17 protein-coding genes are annotated in these 18,559 nt (G+C 59.7%); 15 read left to right on the top strand and 2 right to left on the bottom strand.

Annotated features, from left to right (window positions below):
- Positions 1-11: 11 nt before the first annotated feature.
- Together BLR69_RS22230 and BLR69_RS22225 are read right to left on the bottom strand one after the other, a co-directional pair.
- Positions 12-1,232, bottom strand: coding sequence for a CaiB/BaiF CoA transferase family protein (locus tag BLR69_RS22230; protein WP_071494803.1), 1,221 nt, complete (start codon positions 1,230-1,232; stop codon positions 12-14).
- A 12-nt stretch (positions 1,233-1,244) separates the two neighbouring features.
- On the bottom strand, positions 1,245-2,426 hold the full coding sequence (locus BLR69_RS22225) for an acyl-CoA dehydrogenase (protein WP_010207882.1): 1,182 nt from the start codon (positions 2,424-2,426) through the stop codon (positions 1,245-1,247).
- A 158-nt stretch (positions 2,427-2,584) separates the two neighbouring features.
- On the opposite strand from BLR69_RS22225, the gene BLR69_RS22220 reads away from it, so the two are divergent.
- From BLR69_RS22220 to BLR69_RS22150, 15 genes are all read left to right on the top strand, one after another.
- Positions 2,585-3,484: a LysR family transcriptional regulator gene (locus BLR69_RS22220; protein WP_071494802.1), complete on the top strand. Its 900-nt coding sequence runs from the start codon at positions 2,585-2,587 to the stop codon at positions 3,482-3,484.
- 451 nt (positions 3,485-3,935) lie between these two features.
- Complete coding sequence (locus tag BLR69_RS22215) at positions 3,936-5,057, top strand: Re/Si-specific NAD(P)(+) transhydrogenase subunit alpha (protein WP_058424454.1); 1,122 nt, start codon at positions 3,936-3,938, stop codon at positions 5,055-5,057.
- Positions 5,058-5,072: 15 nt separating this feature from the next.
- Entirely contained in the window at positions 5,073-5,393 is a 321-nt protein-coding gene (locus BLR69_RS22210) for an NAD(P) transhydrogenase subunit alpha (RefSeq protein WP_003220416.1), read from the top strand.
- Positions 5,393-6,829, top strand: coding sequence for an NAD(P)(+) transhydrogenase (Re/Si-specific) subunit beta (locus tag BLR69_RS22205; protein ID WP_071494801.1), 1,437 nt, complete (start codon positions 5,393-5,395; stop codon positions 6,827-6,829). Before BLR69_RS22210 ends, BLR69_RS22205 begins: the two co-directional genes overlap by 1 nt.
- A 179-nt stretch (positions 6,830-7,008) precedes the next feature.
- Positions 7,009-8,502 carry an acetyl-CoA hydrolase/transferase family protein gene (locus tag BLR69_RS22200; RefSeq protein WP_071494800.1) on the top strand — a complete coding sequence of 498 codons (1,494 nt, stop codon included), beginning with the start codon at positions 7,009-7,011 and terminating at the stop codon, positions 8,500-8,502.
- Positions 8,503-8,820: 318 nt separating this feature from the next.
- Positions 8,821-9,036 (top strand): DUF1127 domain-containing protein, encoded by a 216-nt coding sequence (locus BLR69_RS22195; protein ID WP_012721550.1) that lies wholly within the window; start codon positions 8,821-8,823, stop codon positions 9,034-9,036.
- A 262-nt stretch (positions 9,037-9,298) separates the two neighbouring features.
- Complete coding sequence (locus tag BLR69_RS22190; protein WP_071494799.1) at positions 9,299-9,484, top strand: DUF1127 domain-containing protein; 186 nt, start codon at positions 9,299-9,301, stop codon at positions 9,482-9,484.
- Positions 9,485-9,620: 136 nt separating this feature from the next.
- On the top strand, positions 9,621-9,941 hold the full coding sequence (locus BLR69_RS22185) for a DUF2388 domain-containing protein (protein ID WP_058424451.1): 321 nt from the start codon (positions 9,621-9,623) through the stop codon (positions 9,939-9,941).
- A gap of 80 nt (positions 9,942-10,021) precedes the next feature.
- Positions 10,022-10,330: a DUF2388 domain-containing protein gene (locus BLR69_RS22180; RefSeq protein ID WP_058424450.1), complete on the top strand. Its 309-nt coding sequence runs from the start codon at positions 10,022-10,024 to the stop codon at positions 10,328-10,330.
- Between the two features lie 38 nt (positions 10,331-10,368).
- Positions 10,369-10,689: a DUF2388 domain-containing protein gene (locus tag BLR69_RS22175; RefSeq protein WP_058424449.1), complete on the top strand. Its 321-nt coding sequence runs from the start codon at positions 10,369-10,371 to the stop codon at positions 10,687-10,689.
- Positions 10,686-12,647 carry a DUF7844 domain-containing protein gene (locus BLR69_RS22170; protein WP_071494798.1) on the top strand — a complete coding sequence of 654 codons (1,962 nt, stop codon included), beginning with the start codon at positions 10,686-10,688 and terminating at the stop codon, positions 12,645-12,647. Before BLR69_RS22175 ends, BLR69_RS22170 begins: the two co-directional genes overlap by 4 nt.
- A gap of 378 nt (positions 12,648-13,025) precedes the next feature.
- Complete coding sequence (locus BLR69_RS22165; protein ID WP_071494797.1) at positions 13,026-14,333, top strand: CitMHS family transporter; 1,308 nt, start codon at positions 13,026-13,028, stop codon at positions 14,331-14,333.
- A gap of 65 nt (positions 14,334-14,398) precedes the next feature.
- Positions 14,399-15,166: a TerC family protein gene (locus tag BLR69_RS22160; RefSeq protein ID WP_014716354.1), complete on the top strand. Its 768-nt coding sequence runs from the start codon at positions 14,399-14,401 to the stop codon at positions 15,164-15,166.
- Positions 15,167-15,428: 262 nt separating this feature from the next.
- Positions 15,429-17,087: a Na/Pi cotransporter family protein gene (locus BLR69_RS22155; protein ID WP_058424447.1), complete on the top strand. Its 1,659-nt coding sequence runs from the start codon at positions 15,429-15,431 to the stop codon at positions 17,085-17,087.
- A 57-nt stretch (positions 17,088-17,144) separates the two neighbouring features.
- Positions 17,145-18,530 (top strand): M16 family metallopeptidase, encoded by a 1,386-nt coding sequence (locus BLR69_RS22150; protein WP_071494796.1) that lies wholly within the window; start codon positions 17,145-17,147, stop codon positions 18,528-18,530.
- The last annotated feature ends 29 nt before the right edge of the window (positions 18,531-18,559 follow it).

The raw sequence follows: 18,559 nt of genomic DNA, 5'->3' as shown, positions 1-18,559 counted from the left end.
GAAGACAAGATTCAGATGACACCCGCCGCCTTCAATGCGGCCACATTCGCCACCCCCAACCCCAAGACCTCCTTAAGCACCTTGGCCGTATGCTCTCCCAGCAGTGGAGGCGCACTACGATATTCCACCGGCGTCTTGGACAGCCGTATCGGGCTGGCAACCTGAGGCACCATTCCTGCCAATGCATGAGGCAGCGCCATCGCCAGCCCACGCGCTTTCACCTGAGGATCGGCAAACACCTGCGCCAGGTCATTGATAGGCCCACAAGGCACACCCACCTGCTCTAGCTGCGACACCCACTCGGCCGTCGTCTTGAACACCGTAGCCTGACGAATCAATGGAATCAGCTCCGCCCGATTGGCCACCCGCGCCTTATTAGTAGAGAAGCGCGGATCATCTGCCCACTGTGGCTGTCCAGCCACTTCAGCAAACTTGCGGAACTGCCCGTCATTGCCCACCGTCAGAATGAAGTCGCCATCGGCCGTGGGAAAGTCCTGGTAAGGCACGATATTCGGATGTGCGTTACCCAAGCGCTTTGGCTGTGCGCCCGTCGTCAGGTAATTCATTGCCTGGTTGGCCAGGCATGCCACCTGCACATCCAGCAATGCCATATCGATATGTTGCCCGCCACCGTCATGATCCCGGTGGGCCAGTGCCGCCAATATCGCCACGGTCGAGTAGAGCCCCGTGAGAATGTCAGTCAGTGCCACACCCACCTTCACTGGCCCAGCGCCATCTTCTCCCTCTGGACGGCCAGTCAGACTCATAAGCCCGCCCAAGCCCTGAATCATGAAGTCATAACCAGCACGCGACGCATAGGGCCCTGTCTGCCCAAAACCTGTGATCGAGCAGTAGATCAACTCCGGATTGATCTCCTTGAGCGATTCATAGTCCAGCCCGTAAGCCGCGAGACCACCCACCTTGAAGTTCTCTATCAGGATGTCCGACTTGGCCGCCAGCTCACGCACCAGCGCCTGTCCCTCCGGCCGCGTGAAGTCGATTGTCACCGACTCCTTATTGCGATTGGCCGACAGGTAATACGCCGCCTCACTGGTGTTCTCACCATAGGCATCCTTAAGGAAGGGCGGCCCCCAGGCGCGCGTGTCATCGCCGCTGCCCGGCCGCTCGACCTTGATCACCTCAGCCCCAAGGTCCGCAAGGATCTGCCCGGACCAGGGACCCGCCAGTACTCGCGATAAATCCAGCACCCGAAGATGCGAAAGCGCGCCCATGCCGTGCTCCTATTAATAGAACGCCTGAAGACCGGTCTGCGCGCGCCCCAGAATCAAGGCGTGCACGTCATGAGTACCCTCATAGGTGTTGACCACCTCGAGGTTGACCAAATGACGCGCCACGCCAAACTCATCGGAAATCCCATTGCCGCCCAACATGTCCCGGGCCATGCGTGCGATATCCAGGGATTTGCCGCACGAGTTACGCTTCATGATCGAAGTGATCTCAACCGCCGCCGTACCTTCGTCCTTCATGCGCCCAAGGCGCAGGCAACCCTGCAGAGCCAGCGTAATCTCGGTCTGCATGTCTGCCAGCTTCTTCTGGATCAACTGAGTCGCCGCCAATGGACGGCCGAACTGCTGGCGATCAAGCGTGTACTGGCGAGCGGTGTGCCAGCAGAACTCGGCTGCCCCCAACGCGCCCCAGGAGATGCCATAGCGAGCGGAGTTAAGGCACGTGAAAGGCCCCTTCAAGCCGCGCACGTCCGGGAAGATGTTCTCTTCCGGCACGAACACGTTGTCCATGACGATTTCACCAGTAATGGAGGCGCGCAGCCCGACCTTCCCGTGAATCGCCGGAGCGCTCAGGCCCTTCCAGCCTTTCTCCAGGACAAAACCACGAATGTCGCCGGCGTCGTCCTTGCCCCACACCACAAACACATCGGCGATCGGGCTATTGGTGATCCACATCTTTGCGCCCGTCAGGCTGTAGCCACCCTCCACCTTGCGGGCACGAGTGATCATCGCGCCAGGGTCGGAACCGTGGTTAGGCTCTGTCAGACCAAAACACCCGATCCATTCACCGGAAGCCAGCTTCGGCAGATACTTCTGCTTCTGCGCCTCAGTGCCGAACTCATTGATTGGCACCATGACCAGTGACGACTGCACACTCATCATCGAACGATAGCCCGAGTCGACACGCTCCACTTCACGCGCGATCAACCCATAACTGACGTAATTCAAGCCACTGCCGCCGTACTGCTCGGGAATCATCGCGCCGAGCAGACCGGTCTCGCCCATCTCGCGAAAAATCGCAGGGTCGGTCTTCTCATGGCGGAAGGCTTCGAGCACGCGTGGTGCCAACTTGTCCTGGGCAAACTGCTCAGCACTGTCGCGCACCATGCGCTCTTCTTCGGTGAGCTGTTGATCCAGCAGCAGTGGATCGATCCAGTTGAAGCTTGCCTTGCCAGCCATGAATAAGTCCTCGCGGAAGAAATCGGAAGTCGTGGAAGCAGCCTAGGCCCGGCAAGCGCGCAGGGCAAACGAGGTTTCCGCATAGGGTTGTGCTAATTTCTCACTTCGAAATAGCCGAAAGGTGCGTATATGCGCCTTGGTAAGTGAGGACACGGTATATGCGCAGAAAAATCCCCAGTACCACCGCCCTTGTCAGTTTTGAAGCGGCAGCCCGCCACGAGAGCTTCACCAAGGCCGCCGAGGAGCTTTCGATCACTCAAGGCGCCATCTGTCGCCAGATAGCCAGTCTCGAGGAGTTTCTAAGTGTCGAGCTGTTTCGCCGTTCACGGCGCGGGGTAAAACTGACAGAAGCAGGGCTGTCCTATAGCCGTCGCGTCGCAACGCAACTGGATGCGGTGGAGCGCGATACGCTTTCCGTCATGGGGCAGCAGGGCGCCAACACCATCGAACTGGCCGTGGTCCCGACCTTTGGCACTCAATGGTTGATCCCTCGCCTCAAGGACTTCCAACGCCAGCACCCTGAGGTCACAGTCAACCTCACGAATCGAACACGCCCTTTCCTCTTTGCCGACACCGAATTCGACGCTGCCATCTACTTCGGCGATGCCGACTGGTCCGGTACCGAGTCCCACCGGCTGATGGGCGAAAATCCTGTACCTGTATGCAGCCCTCGGCTATTGGGTGACCGTGCGCAGTTCAGCGCCCAGGAGATTGCAGAACTGCCGCTCCTGCAGCAAACCACACGACCCTACGCTTGGCGCCAATGGTTCAACGCCCAACACCTGAACATCCCACGCGACATGACAGGCCCCCGTTACGAGCTATTCTCGATGTTGTCCCAAGCAGCCATGCATGACATGGGGATCGCACTGATCCCGCCGTTCCTTATCCAGCGCGAACTGGAGGAAGGCCAACTGATGATCGCAAGTCCCGAGGCGCTGACCAGTACGAAGGCTTATTACCTGATGATTCCTGACAGAAAAGTCGAATCTGCCTCACTTCATGCGTTCAGGGACTGGCTCATCGAGCAGTCGTATCGCTACAGCACTAATATTTAAAGGCTAAAGCCGTTTTATTGACTTTGTAGTCAGCAATATTGAAGTCCTACAGATGTATATATATGTCGCATTTAAGCAGACTGCATTTTTCACAAAAAATTCGGCTCAAAGCCATGATCCATATGGCTTTGAGCGACTATTACAAGCCAATGGCCGACTATTCACGCCAACCATGACAAAAGATTGCAAAAACGCCTGAAGCCCTTTAAGCCAATGTATTTGAAGAGGTTATTTCAGCTCGTTGCGACAATCAGTCACAGGGTGACTTGTAGTTAATTTTTCGTCACCCGTCATAATCCCTTGAAGGCCGTAAAGTTCGCCTGCAAAATGCCGCGCCCCGCTGTCATTTCAGCGGGATCGTGCTGATCGGCCGCCCCAGTTGCGCCACTCGCGGTGCACTGGCCTTTTTACAAAAAGATCAAAAGCAAAAAGATCATGCAGGAGATTTGACGTGCACATTGGTGTTCCTCTCGAAACCCAGACCGGTGAAACGCGGGTGGCTGCCACCCCGGAAACCATCAAGAAGCTGATCGGCCAGGGCCATAAGGTCACTGTACAAAGCGGAGCAGGCATCAAAGCCAGCATCGTCGACAGTGCCTATGAAACGGCAGGCGCGACCATTGGCAGCGCCAACGATGCGTTTGGCGCCGAGCTGATTCTCAAGGTGGTTGCCCCCAGCGACAGCGAACTGACGCTGATCAAAAGTGGCACCGTGTTGGTGGGCATGCTCAATCCGTTCAGCAACGAAACCATCGGCAAGCTGGCCGGGCAGGGCATCACCGCCTTTGCGCTGGAAGCTGCGCCACGCACCTCACGGGCTCAGAGCCTCGACGTGCTGTCCTCCCAGGCCAACATCGCCGGCTATAAGGCGGTACTGCTCGCCGCTCATCACTATCCGCGCTTCATGCCGATGCTGATGACCGCAGCCGGTACCGTTAAGGCTGCCCGCGTATTGATCCTCGGCGCAGGTGTTGCTGGCTTGCAGGCGATTGCCACAGCGAAACGCCTGGGTGCCGTTATCGAAGCGTCCGACGTACGCCCGGCCGTTAAAGAGCAGATCGAATCCCTCGGCGCCAAGTTCGTCGACGTGCCTTACGAAACCGACGAAGAGCGCGAATGCGCCGTCGGCGTCGGCGGTTACGCTCGCCCGATGCCCACCAGCTGGATGCAACGCCAGGCCCTGGCCGTGCATGAACGCGCCAAGCAGGCCGACATCGTCATCACCACCGCGCTGATTCCTGGCCGTAAAGCGCCGACATTGCTCAGCGCTGAAACCGTCGCGCAGATGAAGCCGGGTTCCGTGGTGATCGACCTCGCCGCAGCCCAAGGCGGCAACTGCCCACTGACCGTCGCCGATCAGGTGGTGGTGGAAAATGGCGTGATCATCTGCGGCCCGACCAACCTGGCCGGTGCCGTCGCAGCCGACGCGTCAGCCTTGTACGCGCGCAACCTGCTGGACTTCCTGAAGCTGGTCTTCACCAAGGAAGGGCAGTTTGAAATCAACCTTGAAGACGACATCGTCGCCGCGTGCCTGATGTGCCGCGACGGCCAAGTCATCCGCAAAAACGCCTAAGCAGGGATTCAGACGATGGAAGAGCTTATCTCCCCCGGTATCTACAACCTGATCATCTTTGTGCTGGCGATTTATGTCGGTTACCACGTGGTCTGGAACGTAACGCCCGCGCTGCACACGCCATTGATGGCCGTGACCAACGCAATTTCGGCGATCGTGATCGTCGGCGCCATGCTCGCCGCTGCGCTCACCGTAACTCCGCTGGGCAAGACCATGGGTACCTTGGCCGTTGCGCTCGCAGCGGTCAACGTGTTCGGTGGCTTCCTGGTGACGCGCCGTATGCTTGAGATGTTCAAGAAGAAAGCCCCGAAAGCAAAAGAAGAGGCGCCGAAGTAATGAGCATGAATCTGGTTACGACGCTCTACTTGATCGCGTCGATCTGCTTTATCCAGGCTCTTAAAGGCCTGTCACACCCCACCACATCGCGACGCGGCAACCTGTTCGGCATGCTTGGCATGGCACTGGCGGTACTCACGACCGTGGGCCTCATCTATAAGCTCGGCGCTGAACTCGCCACTGCTGGTATCGGCTACGTGATCGTCGGCCTGCTGATCGGCGGCACTGCCGGTTCGGTCATGGCCAAGCGCGTAGAAATGACCAAGATGCCGGAGCTGGTCGCCTTCATGCACAGCATGATCGGCCTGGCTGCAGTGTTCATCGCCATTGCCGCCGTAGTCGAGCCGCAATCCCTGGGCATCGTCAAACACCTGGGCGATTCGATCCCTGCCGGTAACCGCCTGGAACTGTTCCTTGGCGCAGCCATCGGTGCCATCACCTTCTCCGGTTCGGTGATAGCGTTCGGCAAGCTGTCGGGCAAGTACAAGTTCCGCCTGTTCCAGGGCGCACCGGTACAGTTCGGCGGGCAGCACAAGCTGAACCTGGTACTCGGCTTGCTGACCCTCGGCCTGGGCCTGGCGTTCATGTTCACCGGCAACCTCACCGCCTTTGCGCTGATGCTGGCCTTGGCGTTCGTGCTCGGCGTGCTGATCATCATCCCGATTGGCGGCGCCGACATGCCGGTAGTGGTGTCGATGCTCAACAGCTACTCCGGTTGGGCAGCAGCGGGCATCGGCTTCTCGCTGAACAACTCGATGCTGATCATTGCCGGCTCCCTGGTAGGTTCCAGCGGCGCGATCCTGTCTTACATCATGTGCAAGGCGATGAACCGTTCCTTCTTTAATGTGCTGCTCGGCGGTTTCGGCAATGCGCCGGATGCGGGTGCGGCGGCGGGCTCTAAAGAAGCACGCCCGGTGAAATCCGGCTCGGCCGACGACGCGACCTTCCTGCTGACCAACGCCGACACGGTGATCATCGTGCCAGGCTACGGCTTGGCAGTGGCACGCGCACAGCATGCGCTGAAAGAGCTGACAGAAAAGCTGACCCATCGTGGCGTGACCGTGAAGTACGCGATCCACCCGGTGGCCGGCCGTATGCCCGGCCATATGAACGTCCTGCTGGCCGAGGCAGAAGTGCCCTACGACCAGGTGTTCGAGATGGAAGACATCAACTCCGAGTTCGGCCAGGCCGACGTGGTACTGGTGCTCGGCGCGAACGACGTGGTCAACCCGGCTGCGAAGAACGACCCGAACTCGCCGATTGCCGGCATGCCGATCCTCGAAGCGTTCAAGGCCAAGACCATCATCGTCAACAAGCGCTCGATGGCCAGTGGTTATGCCGGTCTGGATAACGAACTGTTCTACTTGGACAAGACCATGATGGTCTTCGGTGATGCCAAGAAGGTCATCGAAGACATGGTCAAAGCCGTCGAGTAACACTGCCTCAGCGCAATACTCGAAACCCCGGCCTGCGATAGGCTGGGGTTTTTTATTGCTGCATGAAACCCGACCAAAGGCTCTAAATCGCTACCTGGCATTCGACCATGGTAGCGGGCCGAAATTATTTGAAATCACTAAACTGCGCACCTTGCTTCCGTAGCCTGAGATAAGAATCCATGTACCGTGATCGCATCCGCTTGCCTTCGTTGTTGAACAAGGTCATGAGCGCGGCAGACGCCGCCGCACTGATCGAGGACGGCATGACCGTCGGCATGAGTGGCTTCACCCGTGCCGGTGAAGCCAAGGCCGTTCCCCACGCCCTGGCCGAACGCGCCAAGACGTCGCCGCTGAAAATCACCCTGATGACCGGCGCCAGCCTGGGCAATGACCTGGACAAGCAACTGACCGAAGCAGGCGTACTGTCACGACGCATGCCGTTCCAGGTCGACAGCACCCTGCGCAAGGCAATCAACGCCGGCGAAGTGATGTTCATCGACCAGCACTTGTCGGAAACTGTCGAGCAACTGCGCAACAACCAACTCAAGTTGCCGGACATCGCGGTGATTGAAGCGGTGGCGATCACTGAACAAGGGCATATCGTGCCCACCACGTCTGTGGGCAACTCGGCCAGCTTCGCGATTTTTGCCAAACAGGTGATCGTCGAGATCAACCTGGCGCACAACCCGAACCTGGAAGGGTTGCACGACATCTATATCCCGACCTATCGGCCGACGCGCACGCCGATCCCGCTGATCAAAGTTGATGACCGTATCGGCAGCACCGCGATCCCTATCCCACCGGAAAAGATCGTGGCCATCGTGATCACCAACCAGGCCGACTCTGCCTCTACGGTGACGCCGCCCGACAGCGACACCCAAGGTATCGCCAACCACCTGATCAACTTTCTCAAGCAGGAAGTCGACGCCGGGCGCATGACCAACAAGCTCGGTCCGCTGCAGGCCGGTATCGGCAACATAGCCAACGCGGTGATGTGCGGGTTGATCGAGTCGCCGTTCGAAGACCTGACCATGTATTCGGAAGTGTTGCAGGATTCGACCTTCGACCTGATCGACGCCGGCAAGCTCAGCTTCGCCTCGGGCAGCTCGATTACCTTGTCGGAGCGGCGCAATGCCGACGTGTTCGGCAACCTCGAACACTATAAGGACAAGCTGGTACTGCGCCCGCAGGAGATCTCCAACCACCCTGAAGTGGTGCGGCGCCTGGGCATTATCGGCATCAACACCGCACTGGAGTTCGACATCTACGGTAACGTCAACTCCACCCATGTCTGCGGCACGCGGATGATGAACGGCATTGGCGGCTCCGGGGATTTCGCGCGCAACGCGCACCTGGCGATCTTCGTTACCAAGTCGATTGCCAAGGGCGGCGCAATTTCCAGTGTGGTGCCAATGGTCAGCCACGTGGATCACACCGAGCATGACGTCGACATCCTGGTGACCGAGATTGGCCTGGCCGACCTGCGTGGCCTGGCGCCACGGGAACGGGCTCGGGTGATCATCGACAACTGTGTGCACCCCGCCTACCGCGATGCGCTGAACAGTTACTTCGATGCCGCCTGCGCCATCGGCGGGCATACCCCGCACATCCTGCGCGAAGCACTGAGTTGGCACATCAACCTGGAAGAAACCGGGCACATGCTCAAGGCGTGATTGATACAGATCCGAGCTGATGCAAATTCAGTTTCATCAGCTCGGTGGATTCATCGCTACTTATTGAAAAAACTGTACTGCTGTACCGGTCATTTCTTACCGACATATCCTACACGCCTCACCGAAAAACCCTATTTCGCACTGTTTCAGTGCAGACAGGTACAGTTGCCCCATTTCCGTACAGTACAGCAGCTATAAACAGTTAACTGGCCCCTCACAATACAGGCGAACTGTATCTAGAGAGTGTTGCGCCGGAAGAGGATCATTGGCATCAGTTAAACCACTACCTAATCCCGCCACAAGCGGAAGGATGTCATCATGGAACGTACACTCAGTTCCGAACTGTTCTTCGAAGAAAAAGCTGTAAACACCCAGGCCTCCCTGCCTCTGCGCGTTATCGCCAACCTGATGTTGTGGCAGCGCCGCATCTCCAGCCGCCACCAACTGGCTCGCCTGGATTCGCGTCTGCTGGCTGACGCAGGTATCAGCGAAGCTCAACGCTATGAAGAGCTGAGCAAGCCGTTCTGGCGCTGATTTAGCGCTCGCTGGCCCTGACCTGACGGGTCCACTGCCAGCAACCTGATTTGTCAAAACAAAGCCCGCCCCGGGAAACCGGAGGCGGGCTTTGTTGTTTTTGGCATTCGGACTTCCAACAGAAAACAGAAGCGTTGCGCAGCAACCGGTACAGTTTAAAAAATATAACAGTTAAGCAGTACAATTTGATCTCGGTGTATCTGTATCGGTCACACCGACTCACCCAACATGGTGTTCCAAGACCTCAGGAAAGGTACTCGCCATGGACACGCCATCCCCTCTTTATAAGAGACTGCTACGCCAAACGGCCTCCACCCTCGCCAAATGGTTACGCCACGCTTATGAACGACGCCAACTGTCGCAGCTTGATACCCGGGAGCTCTCCGACGTCGGCATCAGCCAGGGCGACCGAATGGCCGAGCTGTCCAAGCCATTCTGGCGTGACTAGACGGTCAAGGCGCTTCCCGAACGGATAAGCGGCGGCTTAATATCCAGCCACCCTGTGGCAAACCGTGCAGTACAGGCGTCTGATCCCCAATGGCTGGCCTGCGCCACCTTATCCGTTCATCTATAGGAGTCATCCCATGTCCCGTCTTCGCCTGCTGAGTGCTGCCACCCTGTTGGCCCTGGCTGCCAACGCCAACGCGACCAGCTTCATCGTGACCACCGACTCCATCGTCGGCGCGCTGAAGGCCACTTCCGACGCCAGCTCCGATGCCACTTCGTCCCTGCGTGACAACAAGGTGGTACGTGCTGCCCGTGATGACGCCGCCAGCTTTGTCGCCAGCGAAGGTGCCATCCGTGGCGTGAAGCTGGAAAGCGCCCTGGCCCAGATCCGCCAGCAAGCGCCGCAATTGAACACAGCAACTGACGCACAGCTGGCCCAGGCCATCCTGGCCATCTGACAACAAGGCGGACGCCTGGGCGCTGGCTCTCGCCCGGGCATTGCGCTAGCCTTGGCGCTCGCTTTCAGTTGTCGAGTCCCATGGCTTTTTCATACCGCCTTTTAATCGTCCCTGTGTTGTTTTCGTTCGGCTGGTCACCCTTGGCTTCGGCCTTTGACCTGACCACCCAGAGCACCGTCGCAAGCGCCTACGCCACCAGCAAGGTGACGTCTGCACCCTTCGACAGAAAAGTGATAATGGCCGCCCAGGATGACGCTGCCGCGTTTATCGCCACTGACGGCCAATGGCGGGGCGCAAGGCTGGAATCTGCGCTGGATTATCTGCGCCGCAGCCAACCAAAACTTAACGCCAGCGACCTTGAACTGGCGCAAGCAATTCTCGTCCAATAATCATCTCTGTATTCCATCTTTGTCTCTGGAGTTATTCCATGCGTAGCCCGCTGATCGCCGCCACCCTCGGCCTGCTGTTGTTGGCCGACATCGCCCAGGCACACACCCTGGTGGCCACCAGTAACATCATTGTTCGCGCCTCCGGCCGCACCATTGATTTCACCTCGGACACCACCACCTCCATCCGTGACTCCAAAGTCGTACGCGAAGCCCACGATGACGCCGCCAGTTTCGTCGCCAGCAACGGCGAGATCCGTGGCGCCCACCTTGAAGCCGCCTTCGACACCCTGCGCACACGCCTGCCGGAAGCCCGCGACGCCAGCGACCAGACCCTCGCCGAAGCCATCCTCGCACTGTGAGGCGAATCGTCGCCTGGCTCCTGGCCGGGACTGTGCTGCTGTGTGCCAGCGCAGCCCAGGCCAGCCTGCAACTGCGGCTCAAGACCGAGGGTCTGAGCGCGGCTGAGCAACAGGCCAGCCAGGCGTTGCTCGACGAAGCGATGCGTTCCTTGCCGCCGCGCTTTGTCGAGCAGTTGGACCGGCGCATTGATGTCGGCTGGACCGACAAAATGCCCGAGAACGCCTACGGGCAAGCCTCCCTGGTGTCCGAGCTGGACCTCAACAGCAACCTGCTCGCCAGCCTGACCGACGGCAGGGCCGCCACCCAGAAAACCAATCGCCCCCACGGCACTGTGCGCCGGGAAATGCTCGCTACGGTGCTGCATGAACTGACCCACATCTATGACCGTGCGCGCCTGTGGTCCACGGAAGACCGCACGCTGATCAACCGCTGCAGCCGCCAGAACAACCTCACCGGCCTGATCGGCCTGCCTGATCAATGCCGTGGCCAGAATGGCCGCCGCTTTACCTTGAGCGATGATCCACGCCTGCTGGACCTGGCCGGCTGGCCGCAATACGTAGGCCGCCGCGGAGAGCGCGAGCAAAATAATCATCAAGTCGCCCGCAGCCCGGACATCTACGAAACCACCAGCCCGTTGGAATTCGTGGCGGTCAACATGGAGTACTTTCTCCTCGATCCGAGCTACGCCTGCCGCCGTCCCGCGCTGTTCCGCTATTACAAGGAACACTTCGGCTGGGCCCCGCCGCAGCAAGATACCTGCGCCAACACCTACGCGTTCCTCAATGCCGGTAACGATTTCGCCAAGACGCCGCTGGGCCATGTGGACCCGGAGCGCGTCTACGAGATCGACTACCTGCTGGCCGAGGCCAACCAGAACCTGGTCAGCCGCTGGGGCCACAGCATGCTGCGACTGGTGATCTGTGCGCCGGGCCGCCCGCGTGGGCCGGATTGCCGACTGGACCTGGACCAGCATCTGGTCTTGTCCTATCGCGCGTTCGTCGGTGACGTACAGCTGTCGAGTTGGGATGGCCTGGTCGGCAAGTACCCGTCGCGACTGTTCGTGCTTCCGCTGGCGCAAGTGATCGATGAATACACCAAGACCGAGCTGCGTGGCCTGGCCTCGGTGCCGTTGAAACTGACCCGTCAGGAAATCAACGATACCGTCGAGCATGCCGCCGAAATGCATTGGAGCTACGACGGCAACTACTTCTTCATCTCCAACAACTGCGCGGTGGAAAGCCTGAAACTGCTACGCAGCGGCAGCGCCAACCCACAACTGACCGGCCTGGACAACATCACCCCCAATGGCTTGCTGGAGGTGCTGAGCGCACGCGGCCTGGCCGACACCAGCGTACTGGACGACAAACGTAGGGCATTGCGCCTGGGCTATCACTTCGACTCCTTCCGCGAACGCTACCAGGCCATGTTCGATGTACTGCGCAAACACCTGCCGATCAAGCAGACCCAGGTCGAAGACTGGCTGTCCCTCAGCGCCGAGGAGCGTCGCCAGTGGTTCGACCAGGCCGACTTGCGCACCAGCGCCGCGTTGCTGCTGCTGGAGCAGGCAAGCTTTCGCAAGCAGTTGATGCTGGCCCAGGACGAAGTCAAACAACGCTACCTCGGTGCCCGCGAGCTGAAGAACGGTGGCATGGAGAAAGCCAATGCCACGCTGCAACAGATCCTCGCCAACAGCGGCTTCCTCAGTCGCCCGGCGGAGCTGCTCGGCAGCGGCGGCTATGGCCTGCCGCAACCTTCGGAAGCCACACGCCTGGAATCGGAAAGCGCCGAGCGCCAGAAGCAACTGCAATCGCTGACCGGCGAATTGGACAAGGAGGTGAGGGCGCTGTTGGAGCCTTCGCGTTCGGCCGAGATTGCTGCCTGTGAAGCCAACCTCAAGCTGGTGGGCGAACACTTGCGCAAGCTGCACAAAGCTGCCGGCGGCCTCGAACTGCCCTAAAAACCTCAAGCCAAATACAGACAAATGTGGGAGGGGGCTTGCCCCCGATAGCGGTGTGTCAGCCTGCGCATGCAGTGACTGGCACCCTGCTATCGGGGGCAAGCCCCCTCCCACAGGTTGATCTATATAAAGCCAGAGACCGCGTGCATTCCCTTCGTCACCTGTTTTTCCAGCGAAAGCTGGCTGAAAGCTTACCCGTCTAGGATCGCCCCCACTGCCGGCAACAGACCGGCTGTTAACAACAACAATGGTGATTCCCGATGTCCGCCCGTACCCGCCTGTTCGCCCCAACTCCACCCGTACGCCTCGTGCCTTTCGTTCTGCGCTGACCGCACCCGGTTCGCCATTCCCTAGCCGCGCTACGCCTGGAGTATTCCTATGCTGACTTTCCTTGGCTTTGCCATGGTCATCACGTTCATGTTCCTGATCATGACCAAGCGCCTGTCCGCGCTGATCGCCCTGATCATCGTGCCGATCCTGTTCGCGCTGTTCGGTGGCTTCGCGCCCGAGATCGGCCCGATGATGCTGGCCGGTATCACCAAGCTTGCGCCCACCGGCGTGATGCTGATGTTCGCCATTCTGTACTTTGCCCTGATGATCGACTCCGGCCTGTTCGACCCGGCCGTGCGCAAGATCCTCAAGATGGTCAAGGGCGACCCGCTGAAAGTCTCGGTCGGCACCGCCGTACTGGCCCTGGTGGTGTCCCTCGACGGTGACGGCGCCACCACCTACATGATCTGCGTGGCCGCCATGTTGCCGCTGTACCAGCGCATCGGCATGAGCCCACGGATCATGGCCGGCCTGATCATTCTTGCCGGTGGCGTGATGAACATGACCCCTTGGGGTGGCCCGACCGCCCGTGCCGCCAGCGCGCTGCATGTGGACCCGTCGGACATTTTTGTGCCGATGATCCCGGCGATGGCCGCCGGTGTGGTTGCGATCCTGGTGATTGCCTACATGTACGGCCTGCGTGAACGTGCGCGCCTGGGTGAATTGCACCTGCAAGGCGACGAAGTCGACCACAGCGAAATCAGCGTGTCGCAATACCCGGACGCCCGTCGCCCGAAACTGATCTGGTTCAACGGCGCGCTGACGTTCGCCCTGATGTGCACACTGATCGCCGGCCTGTTGCCACTGCCGGTGCTGTTCATGGTGGCGTTCAGTATCGCGATGATCGTCAACTATCCATGCCTGCAGATGCAGAAAGACCGCGTCGCCGCGCACTCCGGCAGCGTACTGGCGGTGGTGGGGCTGATTTTCGCGGCCGGTATCTTCACCGGTATCCTGTCGGGCACCGGCATGGTCGATGCCATGTCCAAGAGCCTGCTGGCGGTCATCCCTGACGCATTGGGCCCTTACCTGGCGGTGATCACCGCGCTGGTAAGCATGCCGTTTACCTTCTTCATGTCCAACGATGCGTTCTACTACGGCGTATTGCCAGTACTCGCCGAAGCCGCCAGCCACTACGGCATCACGGCTGCAGAAATGGGACGTGCATCGATCGTCGGACAACCGGTGCACCTGTTGAGCCCACTGGTACCTTCGACCTACCTGCTGGTCGCTTTGGCAGGTATCGAATTTGGCGATCACCAGCGCTTCACCCTCAAGTGGGCAGTGCTGGTATGCCTGTGCATAATGGTCGCCGCTTTGCTGATGGGGATTATTCCGCTGTTCAGCACTCTATAATCCCAAACACCCAACCGCACGGCGCTGCAGCTTGCGCGGTTTAACACTCGCTCAAAGGAATACACATGGAATGGCTGACCAATCCGGAAATCTGGATTGCCTTCTTCACCCTGACGGCCCTTGAGATCGTCCTGGGCATCGATAACATCATCATGATTTCGATCCTGGTCAGCCGCATGCCCAAGCATATGCAGGCACGCACCCGGATCTTCGGCCTGGCCCTGGCCATGGTCACGCGTATCCTGTTGCTGCTGTCGATCACCTGGGTAATGCAACTGACCGCCGACCTGTTCGTGGTCTTCGGCCAAGGCATCTCCGGTCGCGACCTGATCCTGTTCTTCGGTGGCCTGTTCCTGCTGTGGAAAAGCTCCCAGGAGATGTACCACGCGCTGGAAGGTGAAGACGAAACCCACGACGAGCCGAAGGGCGCCGGTGGCAAGTTCATCTACACCATCATCCAGATCGCGATCATCGACATCGTGTTCTCCCTGGACTCGGTGATCACCGCGGTCGGCATGGTCTCCCATGTACCGGTGATGGTCGCGGCGATTGTCGTAGCGGTGCTGGTGATGATGCTGGCGGCCGGCACCATCAGCGAATTCATCGACAAGCACCCGTCGCTGAAAATGCTGGCGCTGTCGTTCCTGCTGGTGGTGGGTACCGTGCTGATCGCCGAATCCTTCGACGTGCACGTGCCAAAAGGCTACGTCTACTTCGCCATGGCGTTCTCGCTGGCGGTGGAAGCGGTGAACATCAAGATGCGCACCGCCATCGCGAAAAAGAAGAAACAGCAGGATCCCGTGAAACTGCGCAAAGACATCCCGGGTCAATAATCCCGACTTGATCACTGTAGGAACGAGCTTGCTCGCGAAGAACGCAACAAAAACGCGTGCCATCTGAACAAACGCGGCGTCCTTGAGTTTTTCGCGAGCAAGCTCGCTCCTACAGATGACAGTTTTATTTCAATCCCCACTTTAGCTATGCGATGCTGGCGCCGAACCCATTCGCCAACTACAGCTTAAGTACAAGACGTAGAGCGGCACGCGGCAACTTTCCTTCGCTCATTTTCGAGCGCACCCACACGGGGGGCCGAGCATGCTGACCTTGCTCAATCTGCTTTCCGCCGTGACCCTGCTTATCTGGGGCACGCACATCGTCCGTACCGGCATCCTGCGGGTCTACGGCTCCAACTTGCGCCAAGTCATCGGGCAGAACATGTCCAAGCGCTGGCTGGCGTTTATCGCCGGTATCCTGGTGACCGCCATGGTGCAGAGCAGCAACGCCACGGCGATGCTGGTGACCTCCTTTGTCGGCCAGGGCCTGATGGGGCTGATGCCCGCGCTGGCGACCATGCTCGGCGCCGACGTTGGTACGGCGCTGATGGCGCGGGTGCTGACGTTTGATTTGTCCTGGCTGTCGCCGCTGCTGATTTTTCTTGGGGTGATTTTCTTCCTGTCGCGCAAGCAAACGCGAGCAGGGCAGTTGGGCCGGGTGGGGATCGGCCTCGGGCTGATCATCCTCGCACTGCAGTTGATTGTTGAAGCGGCCGGGCCGATTACCCACGCCCAGGGCGTCAAAGTGATCTTCGCGTCGTTGACCGGCGACATCCTGCTCGACGCCCTGGTCGGCGCCTTGTTCGCGATGATTTCCTACTCCAGCCTGGCCGCGGTCCTGCTGACCGCCACGTTGGCCGGCGCCGGTGTGATCGGCCTGCACGTGGCCATCGGCCTGGTGATCGGCGCCAACATCGGCAGCGGCGTGCTGGCCTTCCTCAGCACCAGCATGCAGAACGCCGCCGGACGCCAGGTAGCCTTGGGCAGCCTGTTGTACAAATTGATCGGCCTGTTGCTGATCATCCCGGTGCTCGACCCGCTCGTGCGCTGGATGGATGGCCTGGACTACAGCGCACAAGGCATGGTCATCACTTTTCACCTGCTCTACAACGTCAGCCGTTGCCTGATCCTGTTGCCGACCATTGGCCCGATGGCCCGCTTGTGTGCCTGGTTGTTGCCTGAACGCGAAGAGGTCAACGGCAAGGCCAAACCACGCCACTTGGACCTGGCCGCGCTGGCCACACCCAGCCTGGCACTGGCCAACGCTGCCCGCGAAACCCTGCGCCTGGGCGACCTGATCGACAATATGCTCACCGCCATGCTCGAAGTACTGCGTGGCAAGCAGACTGCCATCACCCAGGAAATGCGCAGCCTCAGCGATGATGTCGAAGCGTTGTACAGCGCGATCAAACTCTACCTGGCGCAAATGCCCCGGGAAGACCTCAGTGAACATGACAATCGGCGCTGGGCCGAGATCATCGAACTGTCGATCAACCTTAAACTGGCCGGCGACCTGATCGAACGCATGCTGCGCAAAGTCCAGCAGCAGAAAACCTCCCAGCGTCGCCAGTTCTCCGAAGTGGGCCTGGAGGAACTCACCGGCCTGCACAGCCAGTTGATCGCCAACCTGCGCCTGGGGTTGTCGGTGTTCCTCAGTGCCGACCCGGAAAGCGCCCGCCAGTTGCTGCGCGAGAAGCGCCGCTTCCGCGCCCAGGAACGGCGCCTGGCCCACGCTCATGTGAGCCGCCTGCAACGCAAGATCGTCCAGAGCCTGGAAACCAGCTCCCTGCACCTGGAACTGATTGCCGACATGAAACGCCTGAACTCGTTGTTTTGCAGCAGTGCCTATGTAGTGTTGGAAACGTCTGACACCGGCGCACTCTCCGCCGAAGATATTGCCGACATCACACATTCGCCCTGAACGTACGGTGGCCCGTGAAGTCAGTTAAAAATGACCTCACTCGCCAGGAAGCTTGTTATGCGTCGCCTGTTGTTCGCTTGCCTGCTCATGGGATCTGCCCACGCCTTTGCCTTTGACCGCCTGCAAGTCGAGGGCTACACCTTGCCCAACGGCCTGCAATTGTTGCTCAAACCGGGCACCGAGCGTGGGCATGTGGCCATCCGTCTGGTAGTCGGCGTAGGCCTGGATGACTTCAACTGCGCAGACAAAGAGCTGCCACACCTGCTCGAACACTTGCTGTTCAGCGGCATCGACCGCGGTGGCGAAGCCGAGCTGGAAGACCGCATGCAAGCCCTCGGCGGCGAGTGGAACGCCTATACCAGCAACGCCGATACCACCTTTGTGATCGAGGCGCCCGCGCAAAACCAGCGCAAAGTGCTGGACCTGCTGCTGGCGATCATCACCCGCACCGAACTGACCGACGCCAATATTAACGCGGCCAAGCGGGTCGTCGAACGCGAAGACGGCGGCCACTACTCACACCTGCAACGCCTGCTGGACCGCCAGGACCTGGGCCACACCGCCAGCAACCAATTGGCCGTCGAACTGGGGCTCAAATGCGCCGAACGCGCCGAGGTCGACCACCTGACCCGCGACCAGCTGGACGACCTGCGCACACACTGGTATGCCCCCAACAACATGACCCTGATCATCGTCGGCGACCTCGACAAACTGCTGCCGGCCTACCTGGAACGCACCTACGGCCAACTCGACCCGGTCGACCCTACTGAGCATCCGGCGCTGCCGGAAATCCAGCACGCCGCTGCCAGCCATCGCGAACTGATCCACGGCTGGGTCGGCAATAGCGCCAAGTTGCACTGGCTGTTCCCCGAGCCGGTGCTGGATGACGGACATGATGAAACCTACGACCTGCTCAAGGACTACTTGGACTGGGCGCTGTATCGCCAACTGCGCCTCAAGCACGGTTTGTCCTACGGTCCATGGAGCGAGCGCGAAGTACTCGGCGGTGTCGGTTTCCTCAGCCTGAATGCCGACCTTGAGCGGGAAAACCTCCCCGAAGCGGAACACGTACTCCAGGACCTCAAGGCCCGACTGCTCAAGGACGGCCTCGACCCAGCAGTGTTTGCGCGCCTGCAACAAGCTGCCATCGCGCGCCAGGCGTGGGCCGTGCAAGGCAACAGCGCATTGGCCGACTACTACTGGAGCGCGTCCGCCGATTACAACAACGGCCACTTCAGCGACCCGGCCAAACGCATCAAGGCCGTGAGCCTGGACCAGACCAACCAGGCCATGCGCGAGGTGTTCAAGCAGCCCGGTTACTGGCGCATCGAGAAACCGCTGCTCAGCTACGACGCTCTCAGCTGGATCGGCGCCGGAGTGCTCGGACTGATCGCCTTTGTGCTGATTGGCGTGCGGGTTTATCGCAAACGGATTGCGCAATGAGCCACCGTACAACGGCCTAAGACGTTATT

The organism is Pseudomonas azotoformans (assembly GCF_900103345.1).
Lineage (GTDB): Bacteria > Pseudomonadota > Gammaproteobacteria > Pseudomonadales > Pseudomonadaceae > Aquipseudomonas > Aquipseudomonas azotoformans.
This window is presented reverse-complemented; position numbering and strand designations above follow the sequence as displayed.

Bases quoted from the DNA above. Each gene is read 5' to 3' on its own strand.
- BLR69_RS22230 (WP_071494803.1), bottom strand. From the start codon at position 1,232: ATGGGCGCGCTTTCGCATCTTCGGGTGCTGGATTTATCGCGAGTACTG.
- BLR69_RS22180 (WP_058424450.1), top strand. From the start codon at position 10,022: ATGGCTTTTTCATACCGCCTTTTAATCGTCCCTGTGTTGTTTTCGTTC.
- BLR69_RS22175 (WP_058424449.1), top strand. From the start codon at position 10,369: ATGCGTAGCCCGCTGATCGCCGCCACCCTCGGCCTGCTGTTGTTGGCC.
- BLR69_RS22195 (WP_012721550.1), top strand. From the start codon at position 8,821: ATGGAACGTACACTCAGTTCCGAACTGTTCTTCGAAGAAAAAGCTGTA.
- BLR69_RS22225 (WP_010207882.1), bottom strand. From the start codon at position 2,426: ATGGCTGGCAAGGCAAGCTTCAACTGGATCGATCCACTGCTGCTGGAT.
- BLR69_RS22160 (WP_014716354.1), top strand. From the start codon at position 14,399: ATGGAATGGCTGACCAATCCGGAAATCTGGATTGCCTTCTTCACCCTG.
- BLR69_RS22190 (WP_071494799.1), top strand. From the start codon at position 9,299: ATGGACACGCCATCCCCTCTTTATAAGAGACTGCTACGCCAAACGGCC.
- BLR69_RS22165 (WP_071494797.1), top strand. From the start codon at position 13,026: ATGCTGACTTTCCTTGGCTTTGCCATGGTCATCACGTTCATGTTCCTG.
- BLR69_RS22200 (WP_071494800.1), top strand. From the start codon at position 7,009: ATGTACCGTGATCGCATCCGCTTGCCTTCGTTGTTGAACAAGGTCATG.
- BLR69_RS22155 (WP_058424447.1), top strand. From the start codon at position 15,429: ATGCTGACCTTGCTCAATCTGCTTTCCGCCGTGACCCTGCTTATCTGG.
- BLR69_RS22210 (WP_003220416.1), top strand. From the start codon at position 5,073: ATGGAAGAGCTTATCTCCCCCGGTATCTACAACCTGATCATCTTTGTG.
- BLR69_RS22220 (WP_071494802.1), top strand. From the start codon at position 2,585: ATGCGCAGAAAAATCCCCAGTACCACCGCCCTTGTCAGTTTTGAAGCG.
- BLR69_RS22150 (WP_071494796.1), top strand. From the start codon at position 17,145: ATGCGTCGCCTGTTGTTCGCTTGCCTGCTCATGGGATCTGCCCACGCC.
- BLR69_RS22205 (WP_071494801.1), top strand. From the start codon at position 5,393: ATGAGCATGAATCTGGTTACGACGCTCTACTTGATCGCGTCGATCTGC.
- BLR69_RS22185 (WP_058424451.1), top strand. From the start codon at position 9,621: ATGTCCCGTCTTCGCCTGCTGAGTGCTGCCACCCTGTTGGCCCTGGCT.